The sequence below is a fragment of the Bacteroidota bacterium genome, assembly GCA_016183775.1.
Classification (GTDB): Bacteria; Bacteroidota; Bacteroidia; order JABDFU01; family JABDFU01; genus JABDFU01.
This window is the reverse complement of record JACPDY010000080.1, coordinates 1-25,791: the sequence shown is the minus strand read 5'-3', so window position 1 is coordinate 25,791 and position 25,791 is coordinate 1. Positions and strand designations below refer to the sequence as shown.

At 40.6% G+C, this 25,791-nt stretch carries 20 protein-coding genes; 8 read left to right on the top strand and 12 right to left on the bottom strand.

Going from position 1 to position 25,791, the window contains the following annotated elements; genetic code table 11:
* Positions 1-144: 144 nt before the first annotated feature.
* Positions 145-3,528 (bottom strand): methylmalonyl-CoA mutase family protein, encoded by a 3,384-nt coding sequence (locus HYU69_10145; protein MBI2270699.1) that lies wholly within the window; start codon positions 3,526-3,528, stop codon positions 145-147.
* A 140-nt stretch (positions 3,529-3,668) separates the two neighbouring features.
* On the opposite strand from HYU69_10145, the gene HYU69_10140 reads away from it, so the two are divergent.
* Positions 3,669-4,523, top strand: a complete 855-nt coding sequence (locus HYU69_10140) for a hypothetical protein (GenBank protein MBI2270698.1) — start codon at positions 3,669-3,671, stop codon at positions 4,521-4,523.
* Between the two features lie 3 nt (positions 4,524-4,526).
* Here the strand turns inward: HYU69_10140 and HYU69_10135 are convergent, their stop codons facing one another.
* The 7 genes from HYU69_10135 to rpmH all read right to left on the bottom strand — a co-directional run bounded on the left by HYU69_10135 (position 4,527) and on the right by rpmH (position 13,958).
* On the bottom strand, positions 4,527-5,342 hold the full coding sequence (locus HYU69_10135) for a class I SAM-dependent methyltransferase (GenBank protein MBI2270697.1): 816 nt from the start codon (positions 5,340-5,342) through the stop codon (positions 4,527-4,529).
* A complete protein-coding gene (locus tag HYU69_10130) occupies positions 5,339-6,646 on the bottom strand; it encodes a glycosyltransferase (protein MBI2270696.1) in 1,308 nt (435 codons plus the stop codon). Before HYU69_10130 ends, HYU69_10135 begins: the two co-directional genes overlap by 4 nt.
* Position 6,647: 1 nt before the next feature.
* The gene (gene wecB / locus HYU69_10125; protein MBI2270695.1) at positions 6,648-7,739 is read right to left on the bottom strand and encodes a UDP-N-acetylglucosamine 2-epimerase (non-hydrolyzing); all 1,092 of its coding nucleotides are present in this window, start codon (positions 7,737-7,739) and stop codon (positions 6,648-6,650) included.
* 3 nt (positions 7,740-7,742) lie between these two features.
* Positions 7,743-10,289, bottom strand: coding sequence for a YfhO family protein (locus HYU69_10120; protein MBI2270694.1), 2,547 nt, complete (start codon positions 10,287-10,289; stop codon positions 7,743-7,745).
* A 155-nt stretch (positions 10,290-10,444) separates the two neighbouring features.
* Complete coding sequence (locus HYU69_10115; protein ID MBI2270693.1) at positions 10,445-10,651, bottom strand: hypothetical protein; 207 nt, start codon at positions 10,649-10,651, stop codon at positions 10,445-10,447.
* A 77-nt stretch (positions 10,652-10,728) separates the two neighbouring features.
* The gene (carB, locus tag HYU69_10110) at positions 10,729-13,545 is read right to left on the bottom strand and encodes a carbamoyl-phosphate synthase large subunit (protein MBI2270692.1); all 2,817 of its coding nucleotides are present in this window, start codon (positions 13,543-13,545) and stop codon (positions 10,729-10,731) included.
* Between the two features lie 251 nt (positions 13,546-13,796).
* Positions 13,797-13,958: a 50S ribosomal protein L34 gene (rpmH, locus tag HYU69_10105; GenBank protein ID MBI2270691.1), complete on the bottom strand. Its 162-nt coding sequence runs from the start codon at positions 13,956-13,958 to the stop codon at positions 13,797-13,799.
* Between the two features lie 172 nt (positions 13,959-14,130).
* On the opposite strand from rpmH, the gene HYU69_10100 reads away from it, so the two are divergent.
* The 5 genes from HYU69_10100 (at position 14,131) to HYU69_10080 (ending at position 18,528) form a co-directional block, all read left to right on the top strand.
* Entirely contained in the window at positions 14,131-15,942 is a 1,812-nt protein-coding gene (locus HYU69_10100) for an ATP-binding cassette domain-containing protein (GenBank protein MBI2270690.1), read from the top strand.
* Between the two features lie 65 nt (positions 15,943-16,007).
* Positions 16,008-16,703 (top strand): alpha/beta fold hydrolase, encoded by a 696-nt coding sequence (locus HYU69_10095; protein MBI2270689.1) that lies wholly within the window; start codon positions 16,008-16,010, stop codon positions 16,701-16,703.
* Positions 16,704-16,707: 4 nt separating this feature from the next.
* The gene (locus HYU69_10090; protein MBI2270688.1) at positions 16,708-17,403 is read left to right on the top strand and encodes a pseudouridine synthase; all 696 of its coding nucleotides are present in this window, start codon (positions 16,708-16,710) and stop codon (positions 17,401-17,403) included.
* A 6-nt stretch (positions 17,404-17,409) separates the two neighbouring features.
* Positions 17,410-17,880: a hypothetical protein gene (locus HYU69_10085; protein MBI2270687.1), complete on the top strand. Its 471-nt coding sequence runs from the start codon at positions 17,410-17,412 to the stop codon at positions 17,878-17,880.
* 90 nt (positions 17,881-17,970) lie between these two features.
* Positions 17,971-18,528, top strand: a complete 558-nt coding sequence (locus HYU69_10080) for an NAD(P)H-dependent oxidoreductase (protein MBI2270686.1) — start codon at positions 17,971-17,973, stop codon at positions 18,526-18,528.
* Positions 18,529-18,538: 10 nt separating this feature from the next.
* Here HYU69_10080 and HYU69_10075 read toward each other — a convergent pair whose 3' ends face one another.
* Genes HYU69_10075 through HYU69_10060 form a run of 4 tightly spaced genes read right to left on the bottom strand, consistent with a single transcriptional unit; the run spans position 18,539 to position 23,153 of the window.
* Positions 18,539-19,882 (bottom strand): MFS transporter, encoded by a 1,344-nt coding sequence (locus tag HYU69_10075; GenBank protein MBI2270685.1) that lies wholly within the window; start codon positions 19,880-19,882, stop codon positions 18,539-18,541.
* A 16-nt stretch (positions 19,883-19,898) separates the two neighbouring features.
* The gene (locus HYU69_10070; GenBank protein ID MBI2270684.1) at positions 19,899-21,689 is read right to left on the bottom strand and encodes a SpoIIE family protein phosphatase; all 1,791 of its coding nucleotides are present in this window, start codon (positions 21,687-21,689) and stop codon (positions 19,899-19,901) included.
* Between the two features lie 36 nt (positions 21,690-21,725).
* Entirely contained in the window at positions 21,726-22,610 is an 885-nt protein-coding gene (locus HYU69_10065) for a hypothetical protein (protein MBI2270683.1), read from the bottom strand.
* A 24-nt stretch (positions 22,611-22,634) separates the two neighbouring features.
* Entirely contained in the window at positions 22,635-23,153 is a 519-nt protein-coding gene (locus HYU69_10060; GenBank protein MBI2270682.1) for a YfiR family protein, read from the bottom strand.
* A gap of 202 nt (positions 23,154-23,355) precedes the next feature.
* On the opposite strand from HYU69_10060, the gene HYU69_10055 reads away from it, so the two are divergent.
* Positions 23,356-23,931: a sigma-70 family RNA polymerase sigma factor gene (locus HYU69_10055; GenBank protein MBI2270681.1), complete on the top strand. Its 576-nt coding sequence runs from the start codon at positions 23,356-23,358 to the stop codon at positions 23,929-23,931.
* A complete protein-coding gene (locus HYU69_10050; GenBank protein ID MBI2270680.1) occupies positions 23,928-25,241 on the top strand; it encodes an energy transducer TonB in 1,314 nt (437 codons plus the stop codon). The genes HYU69_10055 and HYU69_10050 overlap by 4 nt, the downstream gene beginning before the upstream one ends.
* The last annotated feature ends 550 nt before the right edge of the window (positions 25,242-25,791 follow it).

The following is a 25,791-nucleotide window of genomic DNA, read 5'->3' as shown; positions in this document are numbered from 1 at the left end:
GACCCTCACTCCCTTTCAACAACACATCATCGATCTGCTCTGAATCGCCTTTCCATTTGATCAATATTCTTTGAGAAACGTGCGAAAAAACTTATTGAGTAAAACCAGAACTGTAAGGACAAGACTTAACTATTACGATTTAACTTACATATTTCGCCTATACTGTCCACCCACCTCAAACAGCGCGCCGGTAATTTGTCCCAGTGAACAATACTTTACCGCTTCCATAATACCTTCAAAAATATTTTTATTCTGAATAGCCGTTAATTGCAGGTCACGCAATATCTTTACCGACCTATCGGCATTGCCCTTATGCAATTCGTCCAACATGGATATCTGGTATTCCTTTTCTTCTTTTGTGGCGCGAATAACTTCCTGCGGAATAATTGTCGGCGAACCTTTTGAAGAAAGGAATGTATTTACACCAACGATCGGATATTCGCCTGTATGCTTCAATGTTTCGTAATACAGGCTTTCCTCCTGTATTTTTCCGCGTTGGTACATGGTTTCCATTGCACCCAATACTCCACCCCGCTCGGTGATGCGATCAAATTCTGCCAGCACAGCTTCTTCAACAAGATCGGTTAATTCTTCAATGATGAACGAACCCTGTAAAGGGTTTTCATTTTTCGCCAAACCCAATTCACGGTTAATGATAAGCTGAATGGCCATAGCCCTCCGCACAGATTCTTCCGTTGGAGTAGTAATAGCCTCGTCATAAGCGTTTGTATGCAGTGAATTACAATTATCATAAATGGCGTATAACGCCTGGAGGGTGGTGCGTATATCATTAAAGTCAATTTCCTGGGCGTGCAATGAACGGCCGGATGTTTGAATATGATACTTCAGCATTTGCGAACGCTCATTCGCGTTATAAAGTTGTTTCATCGCCTTGGCCCATATCCTGCGTGCAACACGGCCGATCACAGCATACTCAGGGTCAATACCATTTGAAAAGAAGAAGGACAGGTTGGGCGCGAATTTATCAATGTTCATTCCGCGGCTCACATAATACTCAACATAAGTAAATCCGTTGGCCAATGTAAACGCGAGTTGTGTAATAGGATTAGCTCCTGCTTCTGCAATATGATAACCAGAAATAGAAACTGAATAAAAATTCCGGATATTCTTATCGATGAAATACTGTTGCATATCACCCATGACACGTAAAGAAAATTCTGTTGAAAAGATACAAGTGTTCTGCGCCTGATCTTCTTTCAAAATATCTGCCTGTACAGTTCCGCGCACGGCGGCTAATGTTTCCGCTTTTATTTTTTCATATACTTCAGCAGGCAATACCTGGTCGCCGGTCACACCCAATAACATCAAACCCAAACCATCATTACCTTCGGGGAGTGGCCCCTGGTATTGCGGACGCCTTACACCGCGTTTTTTAAATATCTCCGTGATCTTTTTATTTATCTCTGACTCCAACCCGTTCTTTTTAATATAAAGTTCACATTGCTGATCGACAGCTGCATTCATAAAAAAACCGGTCAGTATTGCAGATGGACCATTGATCGTCATGCTCACAGATGTTTTAGTATCCGCGAGGTTGAAACCTGAATACAGCTTTTTAGCATCCTCGAGGCAACAAATTGACACGCCGGAATTACCTATTTTTCCATAAATGTCCGGACGGTATTCAGGATCACGTCCGTAAAGCGTTACACTGTCGAATGCAGTCGATAAACGTTTGGCAGGCAAACCTAGGGAAACATAGTGGAAACGCCTGTTGGTACGTTCCGGTCCGCCTTCACCGGCAAACATACGGGTAGGATCCTCTCCTTCACGTTTGAATGGGAACACCCCTGCTGTGTACGGAAATTCACCTGGAACATTTTCCTGCAGACTCCATTTCAACAGATCTCCCCAGGCTTCATACTTGGGTGTTGCAACTTTAGGAACCTGGGTATGTGAAAGCGATTCGTAATGTGTTTCAATTTTAAGCTCCTTATCACGAACCTTAAATACATAATGTTCGTTTTTGTAATTTTTAACTTTCTTCGGCCAATCGGCTAACAACTTTTTATTACCCGGATCAAGCTTAAATTCAAGTTCTGCGTAAGCTTCCTGCAATTTTTTTACCAGGCTATCTCTATCATCGATCTTAGAATCATTAAGTACCTCGATCGATTTATGAATACCGTAAAGACGTTGGGCCACTTCGGCCTGCTCAGTTGTCCACTTATCGTATTTTCTGTTGTTATCGGAAATTTCACTTAAGTAACGTGTGCGTGCGGGAGGAATTATATAGATCTTTTCACTCATTTCATCACTTGCTCCCAGACCGGATTTAAGATCTGTCCTGCCGGTTTTATCCACCAGCGTATCCATTACCACTTTATACAAACGATTCATGCCGGGATCGTTAAACTGCGAAGCAATGGTTCCGAATACAGGCAGTTTTTCATCATCCACTTCAAACAACTTGTGATTACGCTTGTATTGCTTCTTCACATCCCGCAACGCATCCATCGCCCCGCGCTTATCGAATTTATTCAACGCTATTATATCGGCAAAATCGAGCATGTCGATCTTCTCCAACTGTGTAGCCGCACCGTATTCAGGAGTCATTACATATAGCGACATATTGCTGTGCTCAATGATCTCCGTATCACTTTGCCCGATACCACTTGTTTCAAGAATTACAAGGTCGAAATTGGCGGCACGAACTATATCAACCGCTTCCTTTACATATTTGGAAAGTGCAAGGTTACTCTGACGCGTTGCCAGGGAACGCATATATACACGATCATTATTGATCGAATTCATCCGGATACGGTCACCCAACAAGGCACCGCCTGTTTTACGCTTGGAAGGATCAACAGAAATGATGGCCACCGTTTTATCTTTAAAATCGATAAGAAATCTTCTAACTAACTCATCTACTAATGATGATTTTCCTGCACCGCCGGTACCAGTAATACCTAATATAGGAGACTTAGATTTAACCGCAAGCTTTCGAACCTCATCTAATACAACTTTCGACTCTTCCGGAAAATTTTCGGCTGCTGATATCAAGCGGGCAATCGATCTTGGATTTTTTGTTGTAAAATGCTTTAATTCTCCATTCAGATTAGCACCGGTAGCAAAATCACACTTACTTAACATATCATTGATCATTCCCTGCAGGCCCATGGAGCGGCCATCATCAGGAGAATAGATACGTGTAATACCGTATTTATGCAGTTCTTCAATTTCCGTCGGCAAAATAGTTCCACCCCCGCCGCCGAATATTTTAATATGCCCGCAATCCTTTTCCTTCAACAGATCATGCATATATTTAAAGAATTCCATATGTCCACCCTGGTAAGATGTAATGGCTATGGCATTAACATCTTCCTGTATGGCACAATCCACGATCTCCTTTACACTGCGATCATGACCCAGATGGATCACCTCTGCTCCACTGGCCTGGATGATCCGTCGCATAATATTTATAGCCGCATCATGACCGTCAAACAAAGAGGCTGCTGTTGCGATACGAAGTTTATTCTTTGAAACGTAAGGTTCTGTCTTTACCATTTTCTATCGAAAAATTATATTAGTGGCATAAGGTGCAAATTTAACCTTAACCATACATTTAAACAACATTTACACGTCTTAGTTTACGAGTCTAAAGGCCTATTGTTCATATATTTACAGTCTATTCCTGAACCCGGTCCATGCGTATCCGTTTAAACATTTTACTTATATCTGTTATTCTTTCTGTAAGCGCCTCGTGGTCGCAAAAAGTACATTTAAAAACATTGGCTAACCTACCAAAAAACATTTTCGAAAGCTCTGGAATTACAGCAAACCGGGATGGAACATTATGGACACATAATGACAGCGGGGACGGGCCGGTTATTTACAAAATCGACACACTCGGTCACTTGCTCAAGACTCTTTATTTACAAGGTGCCACGGCAATTGACTACGAAGAGATATCACAGGACAATCAGGGCAATGTATATGTATGCGATTGCGGGAACAACGCTAACAGGAGGCAAAACCTATGCATTTACAAGATCCCGCACACAGCTATAGCTTCAGGTAGTGATACGGTAATACCCGAAATCATTCACTTCAGTTTTTCGGATCAGTACCAGTTTCCACCTCCGAAAGAAAAACAGAACTTTGACTGTGAAGCCTTTGTCGTTTTCAATGATTCTATATTTCTTTTTTCAAAAAACGGAGGTGAATCACAGTATTGCAAACGCTATGGTTTACCGAATGTGCCCGGTGTACACACAGCGATTTTACTTGACAGCACAATAACAAAACGATGGGTAACAGGCGCTGCGCTAAGTCCTGATAATAAAACACTGATCCTGTTATCCGAAAACAAACTGAATATTTTCAACCACTTCAAAGGCTCTGATTTCTTTGGCGGCCAACATACTAAAACAGGTATTCCAGTTACGCTAAAGGAAGGCATCACCTTCAAAAACAACACCAGCATTTATTTGACGGATGAAAAGTATAAGTGGTTTGGAGGGAAATTGTACTATATTGATCTCGGACACTTAATAAAATAACAATTATATTTTTTGAGCCGATATTGATATCTTAAATTTTTTGTCGGGATAAGTCGGGTAATCCAAAACCTTTGTTTTAAAATCACCTTTGATATAGATCGCACAGAGAGAATTACTTATCTGGTAAAGACTTCCACGCTTTTCTTCAGGAGTCCCATCCAAAATACCGGCTAATACCTCCCAATCAATAGTTTCGTAACTGGTACCATAATCATGCCATACAATTATTGAATTTTCATTTTTCAATAAATTAAATACATTTTGTGTATCGATCTTAACTCCATCGTAACTATGATCTCCGTCCACAAAAATAAGATCGAACTTTTGGCCTAACTTTTCGAAATCAAATGTTTTTGAGTTGGCTTCAACATGCTCAACATTCGAAAGGTCCTTAGAAAAAAAACGCTGAACACGGGTAAATTTTTCTCCGTATCCCAGCTCATTCATCTCCTTGTTAGACAAGCTCAATGAAACACATTTTTTTGCCACACTTGCAACATTCGATATACTCTCACCGCGCCAGGTACCGATCTCAAAATAATCGCAATCGGTATATTTTTTAGCGAGCTGCTTCAGAATAACCATATCAATCGGAAACGATGTACCTGCCAGGTTAGTATAGTTATCGATGGTTTCATTAAGACCAGGCAAAAGATCAAGAATATCCAATTGAGGTAATCCATTTGGCATATTATATTTTCCGATCACATGGTCTTTCCTGTTAGTGTTGATCACAATATGGTACAATGATTTAAGAATAATTGACGGCCTGGTCAAAAGAATTCTTAAAAAAGGTAATATTAATCCAAGCCTGTTCATTTTGAAGAAATTTTATTAAGTAGATCCGCCATCTGAGCTGTACAGTTTTTTCGCGAATATTTATCGATCATTGTTTCTGACTCCAGTTTCAATTGTCCGTTTCTATAATTTTCATAAAACTTCAAAATTAACTTTTTTGTAGATTCGTAGTCATTGAATCCGACAATACTACCTGCCTTTACTTCATTTATGATCCGCGCTGTGTCACCTTGCAGACTTCCTATAGCGAATACAGGTCGTCTGGCGGCAAGATATTCAAAAAGTTTTCCGGGTATGATCCCGAGCGTATTTGGAGTATCGTTTAAGGGCAGCAACAAGACCGGAGAACGGCGCAGACTCTGTACAACTTCCTGATGCGGTAAATAATCAATACGTTCTGTACAGAACTCCAGACCGTTATCCCTTATACTCTGAACAACTGTAATGTCATTTTTACCGGTAAGCTTTATTTTCAGATCCTCTCTGAAACCCGGTACGGATGTACATAACTCACGCAGCGCCTTCCAGAAGTTGTGCGGATTACGGTCTTTATTCATCGCGCCAATGTGGTGAAATAAGAAACCTTTATAAAGATCAACCGGTTCACTTGAAAAATCATCCTGGTCAAAGCCATTGGTTATTACCTGCACGGGCCTGTTCGCTATCTTTTTGCAATCTTCAGCCCAATGCCAGCTAACAGCAACAACCTCATCTGCAGAAGTAAGCACACCCTTTTCAAGCCGTTTGTGTTTTGCATCGGCCCGGGAAGTCAGCATGAGTTGGCTGTAAAAATCGATATCTGTCCAGGGATCACGAAAATCGGCTAACCAGGGAATATTTAATTTCTCTTTCAATCCCTGCGCGATCAGATGCATACTGTGCGGGGGACCCGTGGACACAATGGCGTCAACAGGGTTCTTTTGTAAGTATTCTACGAGAAATTTTATTGAAGGTTTTATCCAAAAGCAGCGCGCGTCGGGAATAAAAAAATTGCCGCGGATCCAAACGGATAACTTCTCGGTAAATTTTGGTTTAGCTGTTTCCGACAAAAACCCCGTATTGATGCGCTGCTCCTTCTTTTGACCGATAATTTTTTTGTATAATGAATATGGTTCCCAGATAGGATAGCGGATGACTTCAACACCTTCAGGAACATCTTTTTGAAGTGAATTATCGATAGCAGGCGCTTCACCGCCTTCAGCAGTATATACAATTGGTTCCCATCCAAAAGTCCTCAGGTATTTCACAGTCTTCAGCCAACGCTGCACACCAGAACCTCCGCTGGGCGGCCAATAATAAGTAATTACGAGTACGCGCTTGTTCAACTTAAGCAAGAATTTTGCGATCGATTAATTCAAGTATACGATGAGTAGATCTGCCATCCCACAAGGGTGGTATACCTCCCCCTTTTTTATCAGCTAACACCCGCTCCATTATCAACTTAACATTAAACGGCAAAAGTTCATTGGAACCAACAGTAATGGTTACAGGACGTTCCGTATTTGGACGTAAAGTAAAGCAGGGTACTTTCATGAAAGTTGTTTCCTCCTGAACTCCACCACTATCTGTGATCACCTTTACACTCTCTTTTATAAGTTTTTGAAAGGAAAAATAATCCTGAGGCTCGGTCAAAATAACCTTCTTATTATTCTCCAGCCCCTGCATCAATCCGAATTTCATAAGATTATTGGCGGTCCGGGGGTGTATCGGGAAAACAACATTGTATTTAACAGTAAGCTCAGTGATCAGGTCTAATATATTCCTTAAACCTTCAGCCGTATCTACATTGGATGGCCGGTGCATAGTCATCAGTACATAGCTTTGAGAGACAACACCTAACGTACTGAGTATGGTTGATGAATTTATCTGATCATTAAATGCCACCAGCGTATCAATCATTGTATTACCTACAAGAAATATCTGTTCTTTACTTTTACCTTCCCTTAACAAATTATCTATACCGCTTTGTTCCGTAACAAAAAAGTAATCGGCCAGGTCATCTGTAATGATACGGTTTATCTCCTCGGGCATTGTCCGGTCAAAACTCCGTAAACCGCTCTCCACATGTGTCAGTTTTATACCCATACGATTAGCAGCTATCGCCGCCGCCATAGTTGAATTTACATCACCAACAACAAGCAGCATATCCGGCTTATATGAATTCAGCACATCCTCCATTTTAGCGATGATCTCTCCTACCTGTGAAAGAGGTGTTATAGCAGTCAGATGTATAAAAAAATCGGGGTGTACATTCAGTTCGTCAAAAAAAACGGTCGACATTTTTTCATTGGAATGCTGGCCGGTATGGACAATTTTTATTTCGAGTGAAGGAAAATGAAGTTCAGCCAGTTTTTTAAACTGCGTGATCTTTATAATATTGGGACGGGTGCCAACAACTATGAGGACTTTTTTTTTCATTTTTCAGCCCTTAGTTTCCATAGCATTCTTTTTTCTCCCATCAAGGTACAACGCTCCGGCAACAGTCAGTAATAACAAAGCCGACATAGCAAACGAAACACTTTCCCCTGTATTATAAACCGCAGGCTCAAATTTAAAAACAACAGTGTGCTTACCTGCCGGAATGCGCATAGCCCTTAACACATAATTAGCTCTTACGTGCGGCATAAGCTGTCCATCGACATATGCATTCCAGCCATCCTTATAATAGATCTCAGAAAATACTGCCAGCTGTTCACTTGATGAATTAGACTCATATACCAGTTCATTCGCTTTGTAAGAGGTGAGTTTAATACTCGCCAAAGAATCACTCTTATGTTGAAACCCGGTCAGTTCCAGCTTAAATCGCTCATCAATAACTGCAGTGGTTCGCGGATTAAAATTACTTAACGCCGTTATTTCCGAATCGGCACCTGGCACGTATTTGATCGAATTTACAAACCATGCATTACCCAGTGCATATCGGTTTTGCAGGGGATCCGCTTCAGGATTATAGATCACATACCGCATATTCAACATGTTCAACACCGGCTGTTGTGAAAAAGTGGCACGAAAAGCGGAATCATTCGGACTGCTTTTCAGTGTACTTGAAATAGCCTGAATACTCCTGTCGATATGAAAATCAACCAGCTCCTGATATCGCTTCAGCTTGGCGCCATGATAGCCCCCAATTGACTTATGCCAATAAGAAGTACTTGCATCATTGAATGTACTCACACTTAAATTAAGAACACGAAAGTCAGGATCCTTATCCTGTAATATTTTAGCATCTGCCTGGGTTTGCTGAAATGGATTCGATACCTGGACAGGTGCGACAAAATTATCGTTATTCACATAGCGTTTATTAACACTCCACATATCGGCTAACACAAAAAAAGATACTGTAATGACAATATAAATGCGTTCAATTTTCGATTTAAAATACAACCATATAACACCTGCGGCTAAAATGATAAGTAAGAATGTACGGATAGCGTCGGCCTTAAAAATAGCTTTACGGGCTCCTTCCAGGTTATCTAAAAATGATTGGGCAACATCGGCGGGAGTGCCTCCTTTTGTTATCTGGTCATAGAATTCGTTGTACTCATTAGTTTTGAAAAAAGCAGTCAGACTGCCCGGTGCCAGGTAATAAAGCAAAGACAAACCTGCTGTAAGCGCAAGTGATATATAGAATGCAATCTTCACCGAAGAAGGATTTGCCAGGAATGGCAATTTTATTTTTTCAGCAAGCCCTTGTTTCGTCTTTATTAACTTATCAAATGCCAGTACTGCAAGTAAGGGAATTGTAAACTCCGCGATGACCAATATCATGGATACGGCCCTGAACTTATTATAACCGGGGAAGTAATCCAAAAACAATTCGCTAAACCACATGAAATTTTTTCCCCATGCCAGCAAAATGGACAATACCGTTGCAATGACCAATGCCTGCTTAAGAGAACCTTCAACAATAAACAAGCCCAATACAAAAAGGAAAACAATGATCGCCCCTGTATATACAGGCCCTGAAGTGAAAGGCTGATCACCCCAATACTGATCGGCTTTAGCGATATACTCTTTGAATTGACCATCAACATCCTTTAATGCCTGCTTATTTGTGGCACCAATCGACCCCGACCCCCCACCCTTAAAATCGGGGATCAACAAACTCATCGTTTCTCCTTTTCCATAGCTCCATTGAGTTGCATAATCTTTATCAAGTCCACTGGTTTTATTCTCTTTATTAAATGTCAATTCCGATTTACCGCGGGTAGAATATTTTCCATACTCATAAGTGGCCAGCAAATTACCGGCATTAGTGCCAACCGCAAGCAGAGCCGCGATCACCAATACACCAACCGACTTTCCATAATTTTGAAGTTGCTTTTGTTTTACAGAATTGATCAATTCTGTAATTCCATAAATAATCAGGAATAGGAAAAGATAATATGTGATCTGGGGATGATTCGCGTAGAGATCAAGTGCAAGAAAAAGTGCAGTAAGCGCTCCGCCCAATAAATACCTCCCTCTGAATGCAAGTATAGCTCCGGCCACAGTTGGTGCCATATAGGCAATTGCATGAGCTTTAGAATTGTGCCCGGCCTCTATGATAATAAAAAAATAAGATGAAAAAGCGAACGCAATAGCACCCATTATACCCATCCAGGGATCAACACGAAGAACCAGCAGCAAAATGTAAAAGCCCAGCATATATAAAAACACCAGGTTAACAGGATGTGGTAATCCAAGTTTAAAAATCTTGTCTACGTACTGGATCAAATTTGAAGGATGGAGGACCGATATCTGGAAGGCCGGCATTCCACCGAACATTGAATTCGTCCACAAAGGCTCCTCTTTATATAGTGTCCGGAAATCAGCGATCTCTTTTGACATACCGGTGTAATTAACAATATCACCCTGCTTTATCTTTTTCCCTTCAAATACCGGTTTAAAATAAAGAGAGGCAAGTAGTATGAAAACAACAACCGCGATAATGTGCGGTACAAAATTTTTAAAATTGAAATTGTTCATTTGAGTATGACTAATTATTGCCTTTAATTACAAAATTGTTTTTTTCATAAAATTTAATAGAACACAGATCATTATGATCTTTATGATTAACGCAGATTCAAATCATAATAAATCATAACCATCATAAAAATCAGCGTTCCATTTTCACATTTAACTTACTTTACTTCTTCATAGTCTACATATTCCCCGTCATCATTATCCTTGTTGTTTTTTTTGGGCGGAACATAATCAACTGATACATCTCCTGCTCTCTTTTCAGCTTCACTCCGGCCATTAAAATTTCTGGCGTTGGCAACTTGTATACCGTTCCAGATACGGTAAACGATCCAAACTGCCAGTATTGTAAAAAATATATCTCTCATTTTTAAAATAGCAGATTTATTGGATCAGAGAATTATTGATTTAATTCTCCAACTCAACAAATTTCCAAATCAACAATTCATTTACTTAAGTACAAATTCCGTTCCGAATAAATTGTGTGAAAATATTCGTCGGTAAGATCGTCAATAAAATAAATAGCTTCGCCGGTTGATTTCATTTCAGGGCCAAGCTCCTTGTTCACTTCCGGGAATTTTTCGTAGGAGAACACAGGTATTTTAATTGCATATCCTTTTTTCCTGGGCGTAAATTTAAAATCCTTTACTTTCTTTTCCCCGAGCATTACTTTTGTGGCATAGTTAACATACGGCTCATCATACGCTTTGGCAATAAAAGGCACAGTGCGTGAAGCGCGCGGGTTTGCTTCAATAACATATACTATTTCATCTTTCACCGCGAACTGTATGTTAATTAACCCAACCGTCTTTAACGCAACAGCGATGCGTTTAGTATAATCTTCCAGCTGTTTTAACACTTTTTCACTAAGGTCGAAGGGAGGAAGAACAGCATAGGAATCCCCGGAATGGATACCCGCAGGCTCTATGTGTTCCATCATTCCTATTATGTAAACATCTTTACCGTCACAAATGGCGTCAGCTTCCGCCTCAATTGCTCCTTCAAGGAAATGATCCACTAAAACCTTATTGCCGGGAATATCCTTCAACATATTCACTACATGCTGTTCCAGTTCCTGCTCGTTGATAACGATCTTCATCCCTTGTCCGCCTAACACGTAAGAAGGGCGCACCAACAAAGGAAAACCCAGATCTTTCGACAGCCCGACCGCTTGCTCGGCATCTTCTATGACACCAAACTTAGGGTAAGGAATATTATTTTCTTTCAACAATTTGGAAAAACTTCCCCTGTCCTCGGCCAGGTCAAGCGACTTGAAGTCTGTACCGATTATTTTAATTCCATAACGCTCCAACTTCTCGGCCAGCTTCAACGCGGTTTGTCCGCCTAACTGAACAATCACACCAACCGGCTTCTCATGCCTGATGATATCGTAAATATGTTCCCAGAAAACAGGTTCAAAATAAAGCTTATCAGATACATTAAAATCGGTTGACACTGTTTCCGGATTACAATTGATCATGATCGTTTCATAACCACACTCTCTTGCCGCTAATACTCCGTGCACGCAACTGTAATCAAACTCAATACCCTGTCCTATCCGGTTAGGTCCTGAGCCCAACACCACAATTTTCTTTTTATCCGAACAAACCGATTCATTCTCGTCTTCAAATGTGGAATAATAGTATGGTGTACGCGCTTCAAATTCGGCAGCACAGGTATCAACCAGTTTGTACACCCGGTTAATGTTCATTTCCGTGCGCTTTTTATACACTTCACTTTCGAGGCAATCCACTATATGCGCTATCTGCCTGTCGGCATAGCCCTTTTGTTTGGCTTCGTACAAAATATCTTTGGGAAGAGCATCGATCTTGTATTTATGTATCTCACTTTCGAGGATTACCAATTCCTCGATCTGATTGAGAAACCACGGATCTATCTTAGTTAATTTCTGTATGGTTTTTACAGGTATCCCTAATTTCATCGCGTCATAAATATGGAACAAACGGTTCCAACTCGGCCGTTCAAGACTCTTAAGCAGTTCGGCCTGGTTTTTGACTTCTTTTCCATCGGCACCCAGTCCATTACGCTTTATTTCGAGCGACTGACAAGCCTTTTGCAATGCTTCCTGAAAACTTCGGCCAATGGCCATTACCTCTCCTACCGATTTCATCTGGAAACCCAACTCACGATTAGCGCCCTTGAATTTATCAAAGTTCCAACGTGGTATTTTTACAATTACATAATCCAATGTCGGCTCAAAGTAAGCAGAAGTACTTTGCGTGATCTGGTTCATCAACTCATCCAGGTTATATCCTATCGCAAGCTTTGAAGCTATTTTAGCGATCGGGTAACCGGTAGCTTTACTCGCAAGTGCTGACGAACGGGATACGCGTGGATTTATCTCAATAGCAATGATCTCTTCCTTTTCATCGGGGCTAACTGCGAACTGCACATTACAGCCCCCCGCAAAATTTCCGATGGCACGCATCATCTTAATGGCCATGGTACGCATCTTCTGAAAAGTACTGTCAGAAAGCGTCATCGCAGGTGCCACTGTGATCGAGTCACCGGTATGAACACCCATCGGGTCAAAATTCTCAATCGAACAAATGATCGTCACATTATCATTCTTGTCCCGTAACAACTCCAGCTCAAACTCCTTCCATCCCAGAACAGCCTTATCTATAAGTACTTCGTGGATAGGTGACGTATGTAAACCGCGGTTCAGCGCCGGATCAAAATCCTCTTTTATGTAAACTACCGAACCTCCGCTACCGCCCAAAGTGAAAGAAGGACGTATCACAAGGGGGAACCCAAAGTCCTGGGCGATCTCTTTCCCTTCCAAAAACGAACGTGCAATTTTCGATGGCGCCATACCTACGCCGATCTTTTCCATACGGGCACGGAACTTGTCGCGGTCCTCGGTAACCTCAATGGCTTCAATATCCACACCTATCATTCGCACCCCATACTTTTTCCATATCCCCATCTCATCACACTTCATAGCGAGGTTTAGAGCAGTTTGTCCGCCCATGGTAGGCAATACAGCATCAATCTTTCGCTCCTCCAATATTTTAACAATTGATTGGGTAGTAAGCGGCAACAGGTAAATGTTTTCGGCCGTTACCTTGTCGGTCATGATGGTGGCCGGGTTGGAGTTAATAAGTGTTACTTCAATACCCTCCTCTTTTAACGAACGGGCCGCTTGCGAGCCCGAATAATCAAACTCACAGGCCTGGCCAATAATAATTGGCCCACTCCCGATTATAAGTACCGATTTTATTGATTTGTCTCTTGGCATGGTTTAAGTTTAAAACGAACGAAAATAAGGATTAATAATACAGTACATATGGGAACATTTTCAACATTTTATCCTCATTGCCTTACCCTGCCCTCTCCAAAAGAGAAGGTTCTTAAGTACAAAGCCTTATGAAACATTTTTGGCTCGTGTGAACGGCATCCTCTCCCTTGGAAAGGGCAGGATGAGGAGCAATAAAAAACCCTCTCGAAATTGAGAGGGTTTAAATATGGATTATAATGAAATTTCAATGTTTATGCTTTATGAAGTTTAGTACTTGATACGGTCAGCTTTTTTCTACCCCTTTTTCTGCGTGCAGCAATAGTTCTGCGACCATTAGCACTGGCCATTTTCTTCCGAAATCCGTGCTTGTTTCTCTTTTTTCTATTCGAAGGTTGAAAGGTACGTTGTGCCATAGCTTAATTTTTATTAAGGCTTGCAAAGATAGGAAGCTTTTTCAAATGGCAAAATAATTAGTTTAATTAATCGTCTTTCTCAATTACAGCCTCCTTTCATATCCATACCGGCTTCAGTGATTTCAGGCAGGGATGGGCCCAAATTAAATAGTACATTTACTCCCTGATTATTATGGCCAAAAAAGAAAAAGACACCGATAACCTCCCAAAAGCAAAGATAAATAAGGAAAACCTCGCCTCCGCCTCGGGTATTTTGAAGTTTTTGCTGCCACATAAATGGAAATTCATATTAGGTATGCTTTTCCTTGGGCTTACCGGAGCAACTGCCCTTATTTTCCCGCGACTTATGGGGAACCTGATGGGCCTTGTAGGCACCCAGGATTACAGCAAAATCGACCTGAAGAATATTGCTAACGATCTTGGTATTAAACTTCTTGTTTTATTCGGATTACAGGCTGTTTTCTCATTTTTCAGGGTGATTCTGTTCGTAAATGTGACTGAAAACATGCTAAAAGGCCTGAGAGTCGCTGCTTACAATCAGCTGATCCGAATGCCAATGGTGTTTTTCTCTAAAAACCAGGTTTCGGAACTCAACAGCCGTATCAGCGCTGATATTAACCAGATACAGGATACTTTTACAACAAACATCGCTGAATTTATCCGCCAGCTCATTATTATTATTGGCGGCATTGCTATTATTTGTGTCACATCAATTAAGCTTGCTTTAGTTATGCTCGCTACTATTCCGCTACTGGCTGTTTTAACCGTTTATTTCGGACGAAAGATAAGGGCCATATCCAGAGGTGTGCAGGACGAAGTAGCCATATCAAATATTATTGTCGGCGAAAGTCTTCAGGGAATCGCTAATGTAAAATCATTCACTAACGAGGCTTACGAGGCGCAACGATATGAATCAAGCACAAACAATATATTAAAACTGGCTATGAAAGGCGGAATGGCCCGCGGCACATTCTTCTCGTTTATTATTTTCTGCCTGCTTGGTACAATAGTATACATCGTGTGGTATGCCACCCAGCTAACCATTAGCGGCGCCCTGCCGGCCAAAGATATGATGTCATTCCTTTTCTATACGGTATTTGTGTCAGCTTCTATTGGGGGTATCGCCGAACAATACGCACAGATACAAAAGGCCCTTGGTGCTACACAACGCGTACTTGAATTGATAAATGGGGAAACTGAAGAAATAAAACTGGTAACAAATGTAAAAACCGGCAAAAGATTCGAAGGCAATGTTGCATTTAAAAATATTGAATTCAATTACCCAACCCGCCCTGAATTTAAGGTGTTGAAAAAAGTTTCTTTTGAAGCGAAAAAAGGTGAAACCATTGCTATTGTGGGACCAAGCGGATCAGGTAAATCAACACTTACTTCATTATTGCTTCGCTTTTACGAGCCGCAAGGCGGGGAAATTAGTATTGACGGAAAAAGGTCGACCGATTATAGTTTGACCGAATTGCGGGAACAAATGGCCATTGTGCCCCAGGATGTATTATTGTTTGGCGGAACTATCAAAGAGAATATTGCTTATGGAAAAACCGGTGCAACACCCGGTGAAATTGTTGAAGCTGCAAAAAAAGCGAACGCCTATGATTTTATCATGAGCTTCCCTGAAAAATTTGACACGATTGTTGGCGAACGCGGCATTCAACTTTCGGGCGGACAACGCCAGCGGATTGCAATTGCGCGCGCAGTATTGAAAGACCCTTCCATCCTCATACTTGATGAAGCTACAAGTTCACTCGACTCTGAATCGGAACGTGTGGTGCAGGAGGCATTGGATAAACTTATGGAAGGACGAACTTCCTTTGTTGTGGCCCACCGTTTATCTACTATACGCAAGGCCGATAAAATTGTAGTGCTCGAAAAAGGTGAGGTTATTGAAACAGGAACACATGAAGAACTCATGCTTAATAATGAAGGACTTTACAAAAGCCTGGTGAGGTTGCAGTATGAGTTGGTATAAGAAAACAGGATAAAACATCTATATTGACTTTCGTAAATATAAAATCCCCTTATAATATTTAATTTATGCAACACCTTTTGCTGTTACACGGAGCCATAGGTGCAAAAGATCAACTGCAAACCCTGGCCGAAAACCTGAAAGAATTGTCCACAGTTCACACATTAAGTTTTAGCGGCCACGGGGGAGAACCAATGCCTGAAACATTCTCCATTGAACAATTTTCAACTGATGTATTAAAATACCTGCAACAAAATAAAATTGAAAAGGTCAACATTTTCGGATATAGTATGGGCGGATATGTCGGACTATACCTGGCCAAACATTATCCCGAAAAAATAAACAAAGTATTTACATTGGCCACCAAATTTTTATGGACGCCCGAGATCGCGCAGCGCGAAATTAAAATGCTGGATGCTGCCAGGATCAAAGAAAAAATACCCGCGTTCGCTCAACAGCTTGAAAAACGGCACCTTCCGAACGATTGGAAAACGGTTTTACATAAAACCGCGGAAATGATGATCAAAATGGGCAACAAAAATCCGCTAACCCTGAATGATCTTGAAAGCATTGAAAAAAGTGTATTGATCGGGATCGGTGATAAAGATACAATGGTTACATTAGAGGAAACAATTAATGTTTACCGGAAGCTAAAAAACTCAAACTTAATAGTTTTGCCGAACACTCAGCATCCGATCGAAAAAGTAAACATCAAAAGATTAACCGAAGAAGTCGCCCTATTCTTTAATACCAACACTAATTAATCCAATGAAGATCGATAAATACATTGGCCATTCAGGTTATACATCGCGCCGGAAAGCCTGTGTTCTTATTGAAGAAAAAAGAGTGACGGTAAATGGCAAAACAGCCACATTCAGTACCAAAATAAATGAGAACGACCTTGTTTTGATTGATGGTAAAAAGCTGGAAGTAAAAGATTTTGTGCCAACATATATTGCGTATAACAAACCCAAAGGCGTTGAATGCACTTCCGAAAAAACCACTGATAATATTATTGATGCCATTGGCCATGAACAAAACATATACCCTATTGGCCGCCTGGATAAAGATTCAGAAGGATTGATACTGTTAACCAACAATGGTCCGATAATAGATAAAATTGCCAACTCTCAATACGGGCACGAAAAAGAATACATTGTTACCCTCAACCTTCCTGTACGTAAACAATTTCTAAAAGAAATATGCGCGGGGGTTGAGCTTCAGGGTGAAAGAACGAAACCCTGCATAGCCACTCTTGAACCCAACGCCAAGCGTATCTTCAGGATCATTTTAACACAAGGCCTTAAACGCCAGATACGCCGTATGTGCAACGCATTTGATTACCAGGTAATAAAATTACAGCGGGTACGCGTAATGAATATAAAATTAGGTAAGTTAAAATCTGGTGAGTGGAGAGATCTGACAGATGAGGAATTAACGGAATTATTTTCCTTATTAAAATAGCACAAAATGAACCAAAAATTACTGGTATTACTATTTTGCTTCATAGGATCTTCTCATGCCGGAATTTCGCAGGAAGCCATGACTATAGGCCCGATGGTACACATTAATTTTGGCGGCGAAAAAATATATGCTTCTTATGCCATTGAAAGTGCATATTGGAATTATGAGCATTTTCCATATAGTATAGATGGCGGTATTGAATTTGAATCGGGCGGGTTTAGAATATATAGTGAATTCCAAACAGGAATAGCATTGGCAGGCATTTCCTGCGGCCCTGTATTTGAATTAAATAAATCAGGTGCTCACTTTGGATTACAGGGTTCCATATGGGGCAATTATTTTCTTGGGGTTGATCTCCGTATTCGCAGAATAGAGAAAACCACATTCAAGTCTCCGGGTGTTTACCTTAAACTCCCTATTGGACCTGGCGGGTCTAAAAATTCAAATGGAAGCAATCACCATTGGGACCTGGATTGAAACGGGATTGCTACCCACCTTTAAACTCTTCTCTATTCTATTTATATTACATTTACATATTTGTTAATTTCACCCGGTTAAAACCAGTAAATGTATACTATATCCATAATATCCGCCAGCGTACGCACTGGACGTAAAAGCAACCGGGTTGCTGCATACTTCAAGAACTATATTGAAGAAAATAAGATTGCAACTCCGGAGATCATTGATCTTGATACATACCAATTCCCTGTATTCAATGAACGTCTGAAATTTCTGAAGGCTCCATCGGATAGCATCCTTGAGTTTACCGGAAAAATAAAAAAGGCGAATGCTGTTCTTATAGTTACACCAGAGTATAATGGAGGCTATCCGGCCGCCTTAAAAAATGTAATTGACCTGCTAAATGATGAATGGTATCATAAACCAATTGGGTTTATCACTGTTTCTGCAGGAGCATTTGGAGGCAGCCAGGTGGTAACATCATTGCAATTTGTCCTCTGGAAAATGAAAGCATTAACGGTTCCGGCAATATTCCCTGTTGCGAAAGTCGAAGAAATATTTGATGAAGCCGGCAAGCCCATTGATAAAGCCGCAATTGATAAAAGGGCCGCTTCTTTTATGAAAGAAGTAATGTGGGTAACCGAAGCATGCGCAAAAATGAGATAGCCGGCTATTTTCACTTCAACTTCATCTCTTTAAATTCCGAAAACACAACGGCTGCCAGTATACATAGTATTGCCCCAAAAACACCATTCAGGCGCAACCCGAAATCATTACCCGGATCTTTCCCGTAAAGTGTAAGGGTAGCGAACAACGCGATACCAAATGTTTGTCCAAGCTTTACAGCAAAATACTTAACCGCGAAGTAAAGACCTTCCTTGTTCTCCCCCGTTCGTTTGGCATCAAGTTCAGCTATCTCGGCTAAAATAGCGGGTGGCAATATGCCCAACGAAGCCAAAGGAAATCCCGCCAATATAACCAAAGTATATATTTGTATTGTCGATGAAAAAGGCATTTTACCCAGGAAATAAATAAAAACAAAAATGCAGGCAAGCATCACAAAAGAGTACATCACAATTTTCTTTTTCCCCATTTTATGTGCAAGGAAATTAATTAACGGATAAAACAAAAGTGATACGCCAACCATTGTAGCCATTAATATAACGCCCATCTCTTCAGGCAGTCCACACAATACAGTTAAAAAATAAAGAAGTCCGCTTGTTATAATATAAAGTGCCATATAGTACGAAAAATCAGCCGCGATATAATATCTGAAATTCTTATTTGAAAACGCCTGCCGCATAGCGGGAATTATCGACAAAGTGGAAGGGTGTGCTTTACAATACTTTTTCTCACTTATAAACAAAGCCGGTATGAACATAAAAAAAACTCCCGCTGCCGATAAGCTCCATACGGCATACTGCACCGCAACAATTCGCTGTCCCGGCTGAAGACTTTGCTGAAACACATCCGCAATATTATTGACGGATGATGAAAGCACAATGCCCAACACAAAACCAACCTGCTGGAAGGTTGATAAACGAACCTTTTCATCGGAAGTATGCGCAAGCTCAGGCATAAGGGCATTATACGGAATTATATACGTTGTAGCCGAAACAAAAAACAGGATAAGCGTGATCACGAGCCACCAGGCGTTTGACTGATCCACTGTGTTTGTCAGGGGGTGAAATATCATTCCGCAAAAAACCATGGCAGGTATGGCGCTTACAAGCATGAATGGAATGCGTCTTCCCAGCTTACCCGTGCTCCTATCACTCAGCTGACCTATAAGCGGGTCATAAAAGGCATCAAACAAACGGCCTGCGGAAGTAATAATGGCCAACAGGTTGAACACTCCTAAAATAACCACCTGGGGAATTAAATTGATCAAACCTGAATTGGAAGGAGGCAAATAAAAATAAGGAAGCATTACCCCTACAATATTTACAAGGATACTCCAGCCCAGCATTCCGCAGGCGTATGCTATTTGTAAACGTAAAGGGAATTGAAAATTAACCATCTACCGCAAGTAATCATCAACCAATACGAACACCCATCACGAGTATATCATCCACCTGTTCGTGCGAACCTTTCCAGTCTTCAATCGTTCTGTCAAGGATCGACTTTTGCTCATCCATCGGATATTTGCAGATCTTTGTGATCAATTCGTCAAACTTTTTAACCATGAATTTTTTCCCGTTAGGACCACCAAACTGGTCGGAATAACCATCTGAGAAAATATAAATGCAATCGCCCTTAAGCAATTGTACTTTATGATTGGTAAATTTCTTTTTATCCTCATCAACAAAAAAACCGATCGGGAACTTATTGGCTTTGATCTGCTGCAATGCTCCATCACGAATCAAGTACAAAGGATTGAAAGCTCCTGAAAACTGCAACTCCAGTGATTTGTAATCAATGGCACACATCGCAATGTCCATCCCATCTTTCGTGGATGTTTCATCAATACCCTGGTGCAATGTCTCGGCAACACCCTTATTCACTTCATCAAGTATGGATGCCGGCTCCGCGTGCGGTGTATTATTCAACACATGCTTTAACAGGTTGTGACCTACAATTGACATGAACGCGCCGGGAACACCATGCCCGGTACAATCAATAGCCGCAAAGATAGTTTTGGCATTTTTTTGAGATACCCAGTAAAAATCACCGCTTACAATATCTTTTGGTTTAAATAAAACAAATGAATTTGGCAAAACCTGCTTTATATAATTACCCGGAGGTAAAATGGCATCCTGTAAACGCTTTGCATAACGAATACTGTCCGTAACATGCTTATAAAGAACCTCCAGCTTTTCATTTTGTTTCCCGATCTCTTCCTTCTGACGAACTACCTCTTCCGTACGTTCAATAACTTTCGCCTCCAGTATCTGCTCATTGGTGTGCAGGTCTTCACGCATCTTTAACAACGCACGACCCAATGAATCCTCCTCACTGAGTGGCTTATACTCAGAGAAGAAGTTACCGCTACCCACTTCCTTGGCAAACTGAGTTGTGCCTTCCATACCATCAATAAGGTTATTCAAGGCATCCGACATCTCACCTATCTCATCATTACGCTGCTTGATCCTGAACATAGGTAGAACACCGCGTCCCATCGACAATAACATACTTTTAAGTTCCCGGATCGGCTTAACAATGGAACGTACAGTAAAGGATGCGATCAACACTCCACCTACCAGCAATACAATTGTAACCCAACGAACAATGGTCTGGAGCAAATCGAAGGAGGCCAGCATATCATCACTTCTAAGAACAGAATTCTTCCGCTGTATCTCAATTAATTTTTTAAGCTCATCCAATGCTCTTTTGGTTCCAACGTCAATGTCATTTTCGTCAACCGAATTTTTAGCTAAGAACATTATACTCGGATCATCATAAGAATCCCAAGAAATTATGCTTTGAATAATTTCTTCATGCTTTTTAACTAACTCTTCTGTTATTTCAAAAATACGGTCAATTGCATCCTGTTCATCATTCGACCACTGTTTAGACAAAGTCGCTATCTCTCTTTTCAACTTAGGATATTCGGAATAAATCAAATTTCTCAACTCTTTCTTCTCCGTGTGGTCATCTCCGCTTTGAAAATAAACCCATTTAAGGATAAGCATTTTTGAACGAACTAAAATCAAATTAAAATTCTCCAACTTACTTACTGATGGCGCATATATCTTATTTATTTTATCATTAATGTCACGACTCTGATCAATTGTTAATTGGGTCACATAAAACGCGCTTATAGTCAACAAAATAAGTATCGCAAAACCAATACCTATTTTCCTGCCTATTGAAAATCTAAACTTCATATAGCTGATTTACGTGTAATGTGAATCTGTACCAGGTTACTGCTTATCAAGATCCTGTGAAAGCTTTTGAAACTGCTGCGACTTATCATTATCATGCAGGCTGTAATAAATACCCGACAAGCCAATGAGGGTTTCTTTCCTGCGCGGGTTTAACTGGTATGCCTTTTCCATATACGGCAATGATTTCTTAAACCAAACGACAGCCTCGTCCTGTATGTCATTCAGAGTGGCCAGATCGAAATCATAGTCGAGTTTATTCATGATGAGGCTTACGGCCTGGTTATAATAGATAATGCCCATATTATAATTGGCTGAAATATTATTCGGCTCAGCTATAAGTACTTTGTTGTATGATTCCTCCGCGATCTTCAAAAACTTCATGTTCTTCTTCGGATTTTTCTCATAAGCAGTTTGGAAATACGAGCCCATAATGCCATAGTAATATGTTCCGACAGAATCAATGTTTGCCTTTGGTTTCAGGTATTTTACAAACTGCTTTTGTACGTTGATACATTCAATGGATTTTTGATAGTTAACCGTATCCAATGTTTCGCCAAAAGTGTTATTTACAAGTGCCGATAAACTTCTCATGATACTGAGATTATTCTTTTTAGTCTCAATGGCTGTATCTAACTCTATTGATCTTTTGCAGGCATCATATGCTTCCACAGCAACCAACAGGTCGCGATCTGCAGGTTGACGTTTTTTAAATATCTCCTTGTATATAAAACCCTTTACATACCAGGTTTGCCCGTCATTCATTGTTTCCGGATATTTAGTCGCCGCGTCAATTAAAATTTTGGCACTATCGAGGTTGCCGGCCTGTGTATGCACAAAAGCGCCTCTGAGCTTATCAAGCTGAGCATTCATTATCCCACCTGAAAACAAAAGCAGGAGAAAGGCAATGATCTTTTTAATCATGATAAATAATAGTTTTAAATATACTTATTCCACTTTAATCGCAAGCGCGTATAAGTTTGAACTTATTTTCAACTTATAACGTTCAGCATTTGATTTACTCAATTCAAACAGTTGCTTATTATCCTTAATAATAAAATTGATGGCTGAGCCCTGCTTGGTCAATCCCGCCTTTTCTGTAACAATAAGAGTACTCTGCCCCTTGACCTTATTAATTACATCCGTTAAAAGCGCTGAACTTTCAAACGGCATAAATATGATATTGGATTTTTCCAGGGCAGAGGGTGAAGAAACACTTTTAACGGCAATTGGCTGAGTTCCTACTTTCTTCTGTGCCATCTTATCGAGTTCAGACAATAATGATGAACTCGGCCCCACAACGGTAACAACAAAGTTCCCGTTCTTGTAGTCTTCAGGCCACTCGACATACTTTGAGAAATTATATAGATATACCGCCTTTATCTTGGCATTTGTATCTTCCTTGGGATCGATACGTTGCGCTGATAAAAAAACCAAAGCCACAGCTATTAATGCCAGATGTTTCATGACGGTATTAAACAAAATTCTTACCAAAATGCTAACTGCTTTTAAGTGAGCTTTTTATCCCTCCCAAATATATGAAATTTGCCCTATTTTAATGAAATTTTTTATGGTTTATTTTATGTTCGTAATTATGTGGCTAAACATAGCGAAATCGCACGGTTATCATAGGCTAATAATTTCTACTTTTATGCTTCTATAAAAACAATTGGATACAACTAACTACAGCCAATATAACGATACCGACCTTATTGCCCTTTATAAAAAAACGGACAACAATGCGGTTATAGGCCATTTGTTTGAAAAATACACTCATTTAGTGTTCGGTGTTTGTATGAAATACCTCAAAAATGAAGATGACGCGAAAGATGCCGTTATGCAAATTTTTGAGAAACTCCTTATCGACCTTAAAAAACATGAAATAACACAATTTAAGGGGTGGCTCCATACTGTGGCTAAAAATCACTGTTTAATGCGGTTGCGTTCGGATAAGTCTTTATCGGAGAAACAGCAGGAGTTGAAAAAAGATTTTAAAAGCTTTGTGGAATCAGGTTACGAATTGCATCTTAACAGCGAGCCCGACAAAGAGAAACAACTTAACCAATTGGAGCAGGCCATAAACAGCTTAAAGGAAGAACAAAAAATATGTATTGACCTGTTTTACCTGAAAGAAAAATCGTACCAGGAAATAGCTGTATTAACGGGCTATTCATTGAATACAGTTAAAAGTAATATTCAGAATGGTAAGCGAAACATTAAAATACACATGACTGGGCAAGCATGAGCGAACAACTACATAAGAACTTATTCAATGAAACCCAATGCTTATCGGAGCAAACGTTATTGGACTATATAGACAATGACCTTTCGCCGGAACAGCGTTACCATGTGGAAAAACATCTTGTTGATTGCGAACTATGCGTTGACGCGACGGAGGGCTTAAGCCTGGTAAGTAACCGCAACATTATTGCCGACACCAAAAAACTGGTGAAAGCTACTTTTTCGGCAGACCAAAAAAAAGAACCTAAAGTGATCCGGCTCAATTTCAGTTACAAGCTGCTTGCCGCCGCTTCCGTCGCTTTGCTTATCTGCGGCCTGTTTGTTGTAAACCACTTTTTAAATAAAAATGAAAGTGTTGTCGCGTATAAAATTCCTGCGGAAACTGAAAACAATGAAAAACAAACTGTTCAACCAACATCGCCTTTAAATGATGAGAAAGGCGTAGAAACGCAAAACAAAATTCAGCCTGAAAGTTCCACAAAAGAAGCTCTTCAAAAAACAGAAACAAACCGTGACAGGTTGTCGGAAAGTGAAGATGACAACAGATCGGATAAGAACAAGAAATCTATTTCTGCTGGTGAAACAATTGTCCCGAACAGCGCAGCTACCGGATCCGATGAATTAAATATATCCGGTGCGGACGAAAGATCAGCGGCAAAATCTAAAGAAGCGATGGATGAGGGCTCCGGGTCGGCAGAGACCCCTTCTCCACCCCAAACGACACCTGAAGAAAAATCAGTCAAGAGTGAACTTAAACAGCCTTCCGGGGCAGGCAACACAAGCCTTTCCGGTGATGCACAAAAAGCAGCCCAACGTTCAGCTGCAGATGACGCCTTTGGTGATACCAATAAAAAATCCAGGAAAAAAGATGAAAGTATAGTTATGGATAAAGCCAAAGACGAGGCCAAAAAAGCTGCACCTGAACCAAAACAGGAACAAAGACAGGAAGAAATGATGAAAAGGGAATCAGAAACAAGGCCGTCTAAACCTGAGACCACTACTGCAAGTCCTGTTGTTGACGCGCCTTATACAGCACCAAAATTTCCTGGAGGAGAAACAGAGCAGCAAAAATTTATTAATAAAACTATTGATCTTAAAAACTGCCCGGGCTGCAAAGGCGAGGTTTCTGTTTCAGTTATTGTAAGCGAAAAAGGCGACCTGAGGGATCCTCAGATTTTAAAAGGTGTTTCAGGCTGTGAATGCCTGAGCGAAGAAGCTTTACGAATTGTAAAAGCAATGCCGAAATGGGAACCAGCTAAAAGAGATGGGGGAGCTGTAAGCACTAAACATAGTTTATCAATTAAGTTTGAGTAACGATCGGATGCATACATATTAGTATTGGCAAAACCCGCATTATATCGATCCCCCGCTTGGCGGAGAGACACCTGGTTGTGTGAGGGGAAGTGATACCGATACAATTTTATTCCTAAAAACTTATTTGCCTTACTTTTTTCCTTGATGAAAAAAGTAACAAAAAAATCAAGGCTCACAGAAATTTTCAGGCAAAGCTACAGGCCATCGGTGCCGCACGATTGGCGCACACAGGCGTTCGCTGCTGACGTACTTTACCCGTACCTGCAATCGCCTGCCTGCCGAAGCACAAGCCAGCGCGGCGGCAGGCAGGCTTACACAAGCCCTCACTAACCGATGCCCTTTGTTTGCCACGAAAATTTCTGAAGGCCGGATTTATAAATAAATGATGGCCGACCTTTTAAAATATTTCTTATACCAATTATAAATAAAATTCAGTCCAATATTTGCAGAATAGATTTTTTTTATTATTTTTGGACTAAACTATAAATATAACAATATGTCATTCGCAAAAACAATACACATCAAAGAGAGTGTGAAGGAATTATCCCAG

Coding starts and splice junctions, on each gene's coding strand:
- HYU69_10145 (MBI2270699.1), bottom strand. CDS start 3,528: ATGGTAAAGACAGAACCTTACGTTTCAAAGAATAAACTTCGTATCGCA.
- HYU69_10140 (MBI2270698.1), top strand. CDS start 3,669: ATGCGTATCCGTTTAAACATTTTACTTATATCTGTTATTCTTTCTGTA.
- HYU69_10135 (MBI2270697.1), bottom strand. CDS start 5,342: ATGAACAGGCTTGGATTAATATTACCTTTTTTAAGAATTCTTTTGACC.
- wecB (MBI2270695.1), bottom strand. CDS start 7,739: ATGAAAAAAAAAGTCCTCATAGTTGTTGGCACCCGTCCCAATATTATA.
- HYU69_10120 (MBI2270694.1), bottom strand. CDS start 10,289: ATGAACAATTTCAATTTTAAAAATTTTGTACCGCACATTATCGCGGTT.
- HYU69_10115 (MBI2270693.1), bottom strand. CDS start 10,651: ATGAGAGATATATTTTTTACAATACTGGCAGTTTGGATCGTTTACCGT.
- carB (MBI2270692.1), bottom strand. CDS start 13,545: ATGCCAAGAGACAAATCAATAAAATCGGTACTTATAATCGGGAGTGGG.
- rpmH (MBI2270691.1), bottom strand. CDS start 13,958: ATGGCACAACGTACCTTTCAACCTTCGAATAGAAAAAAGAGAAACAAG.
- HYU69_10100 (MBI2270690.1), top strand. CDS start 14,131: ATGGCCAAAAAAGAAAAAGACACCGATAACCTCCCAAAAGCAAAGATA.
- HYU69_10095 (MBI2270689.1), top strand. CDS start 16,008: ATGCAACACCTTTTGCTGTTACACGGAGCCATAGGTGCAAAAGATCAA.
- HYU69_10090 (MBI2270688.1), top strand. CDS start 16,708: ATGAAGATCGATAAATACATTGGCCATTCAGGTTATACATCGCGCCGG.
- HYU69_10085 (MBI2270687.1), top strand. CDS start 17,410: ATGAACCAAAAATTACTGGTATTACTATTTTGCTTCATAGGATCTTCT.
- HYU69_10080 (MBI2270686.1), top strand. CDS start 17,971: ATGTATACTATATCCATAATATCCGCCAGCGTACGCACTGGACGTAAA.
- HYU69_10075 (MBI2270685.1), bottom strand. CDS start 19,882: ATGGTTAATTTTCAATTCCCTTTACGTTTACAAATAGCATACGCCTGC.
- HYU69_10070 (MBI2270684.1), bottom strand. CDS start 21,689: ATGAAGTTTAGATTTTCAATAGGCAGGAAAATAGGTATTGGTTTTGCG.
- HYU69_10065 (MBI2270683.1), bottom strand. CDS start 22,610: ATGATTAAAAAGATCATTGCCTTTCTCCTGCTTTTGTTTTCAGGTGGG.
- HYU69_10060 (MBI2270682.1), bottom strand. CDS start 23,153: ATGAAACATCTGGCATTAATAGCTGTGGCTTTGGTTTTTTTATCAGCG.
- HYU69_10050 (MBI2270680.1), top strand. CDS start 23,928: ATGAGCGAACAACTACATAAGAACTTATTCAATGAAACCCAATGCTTA.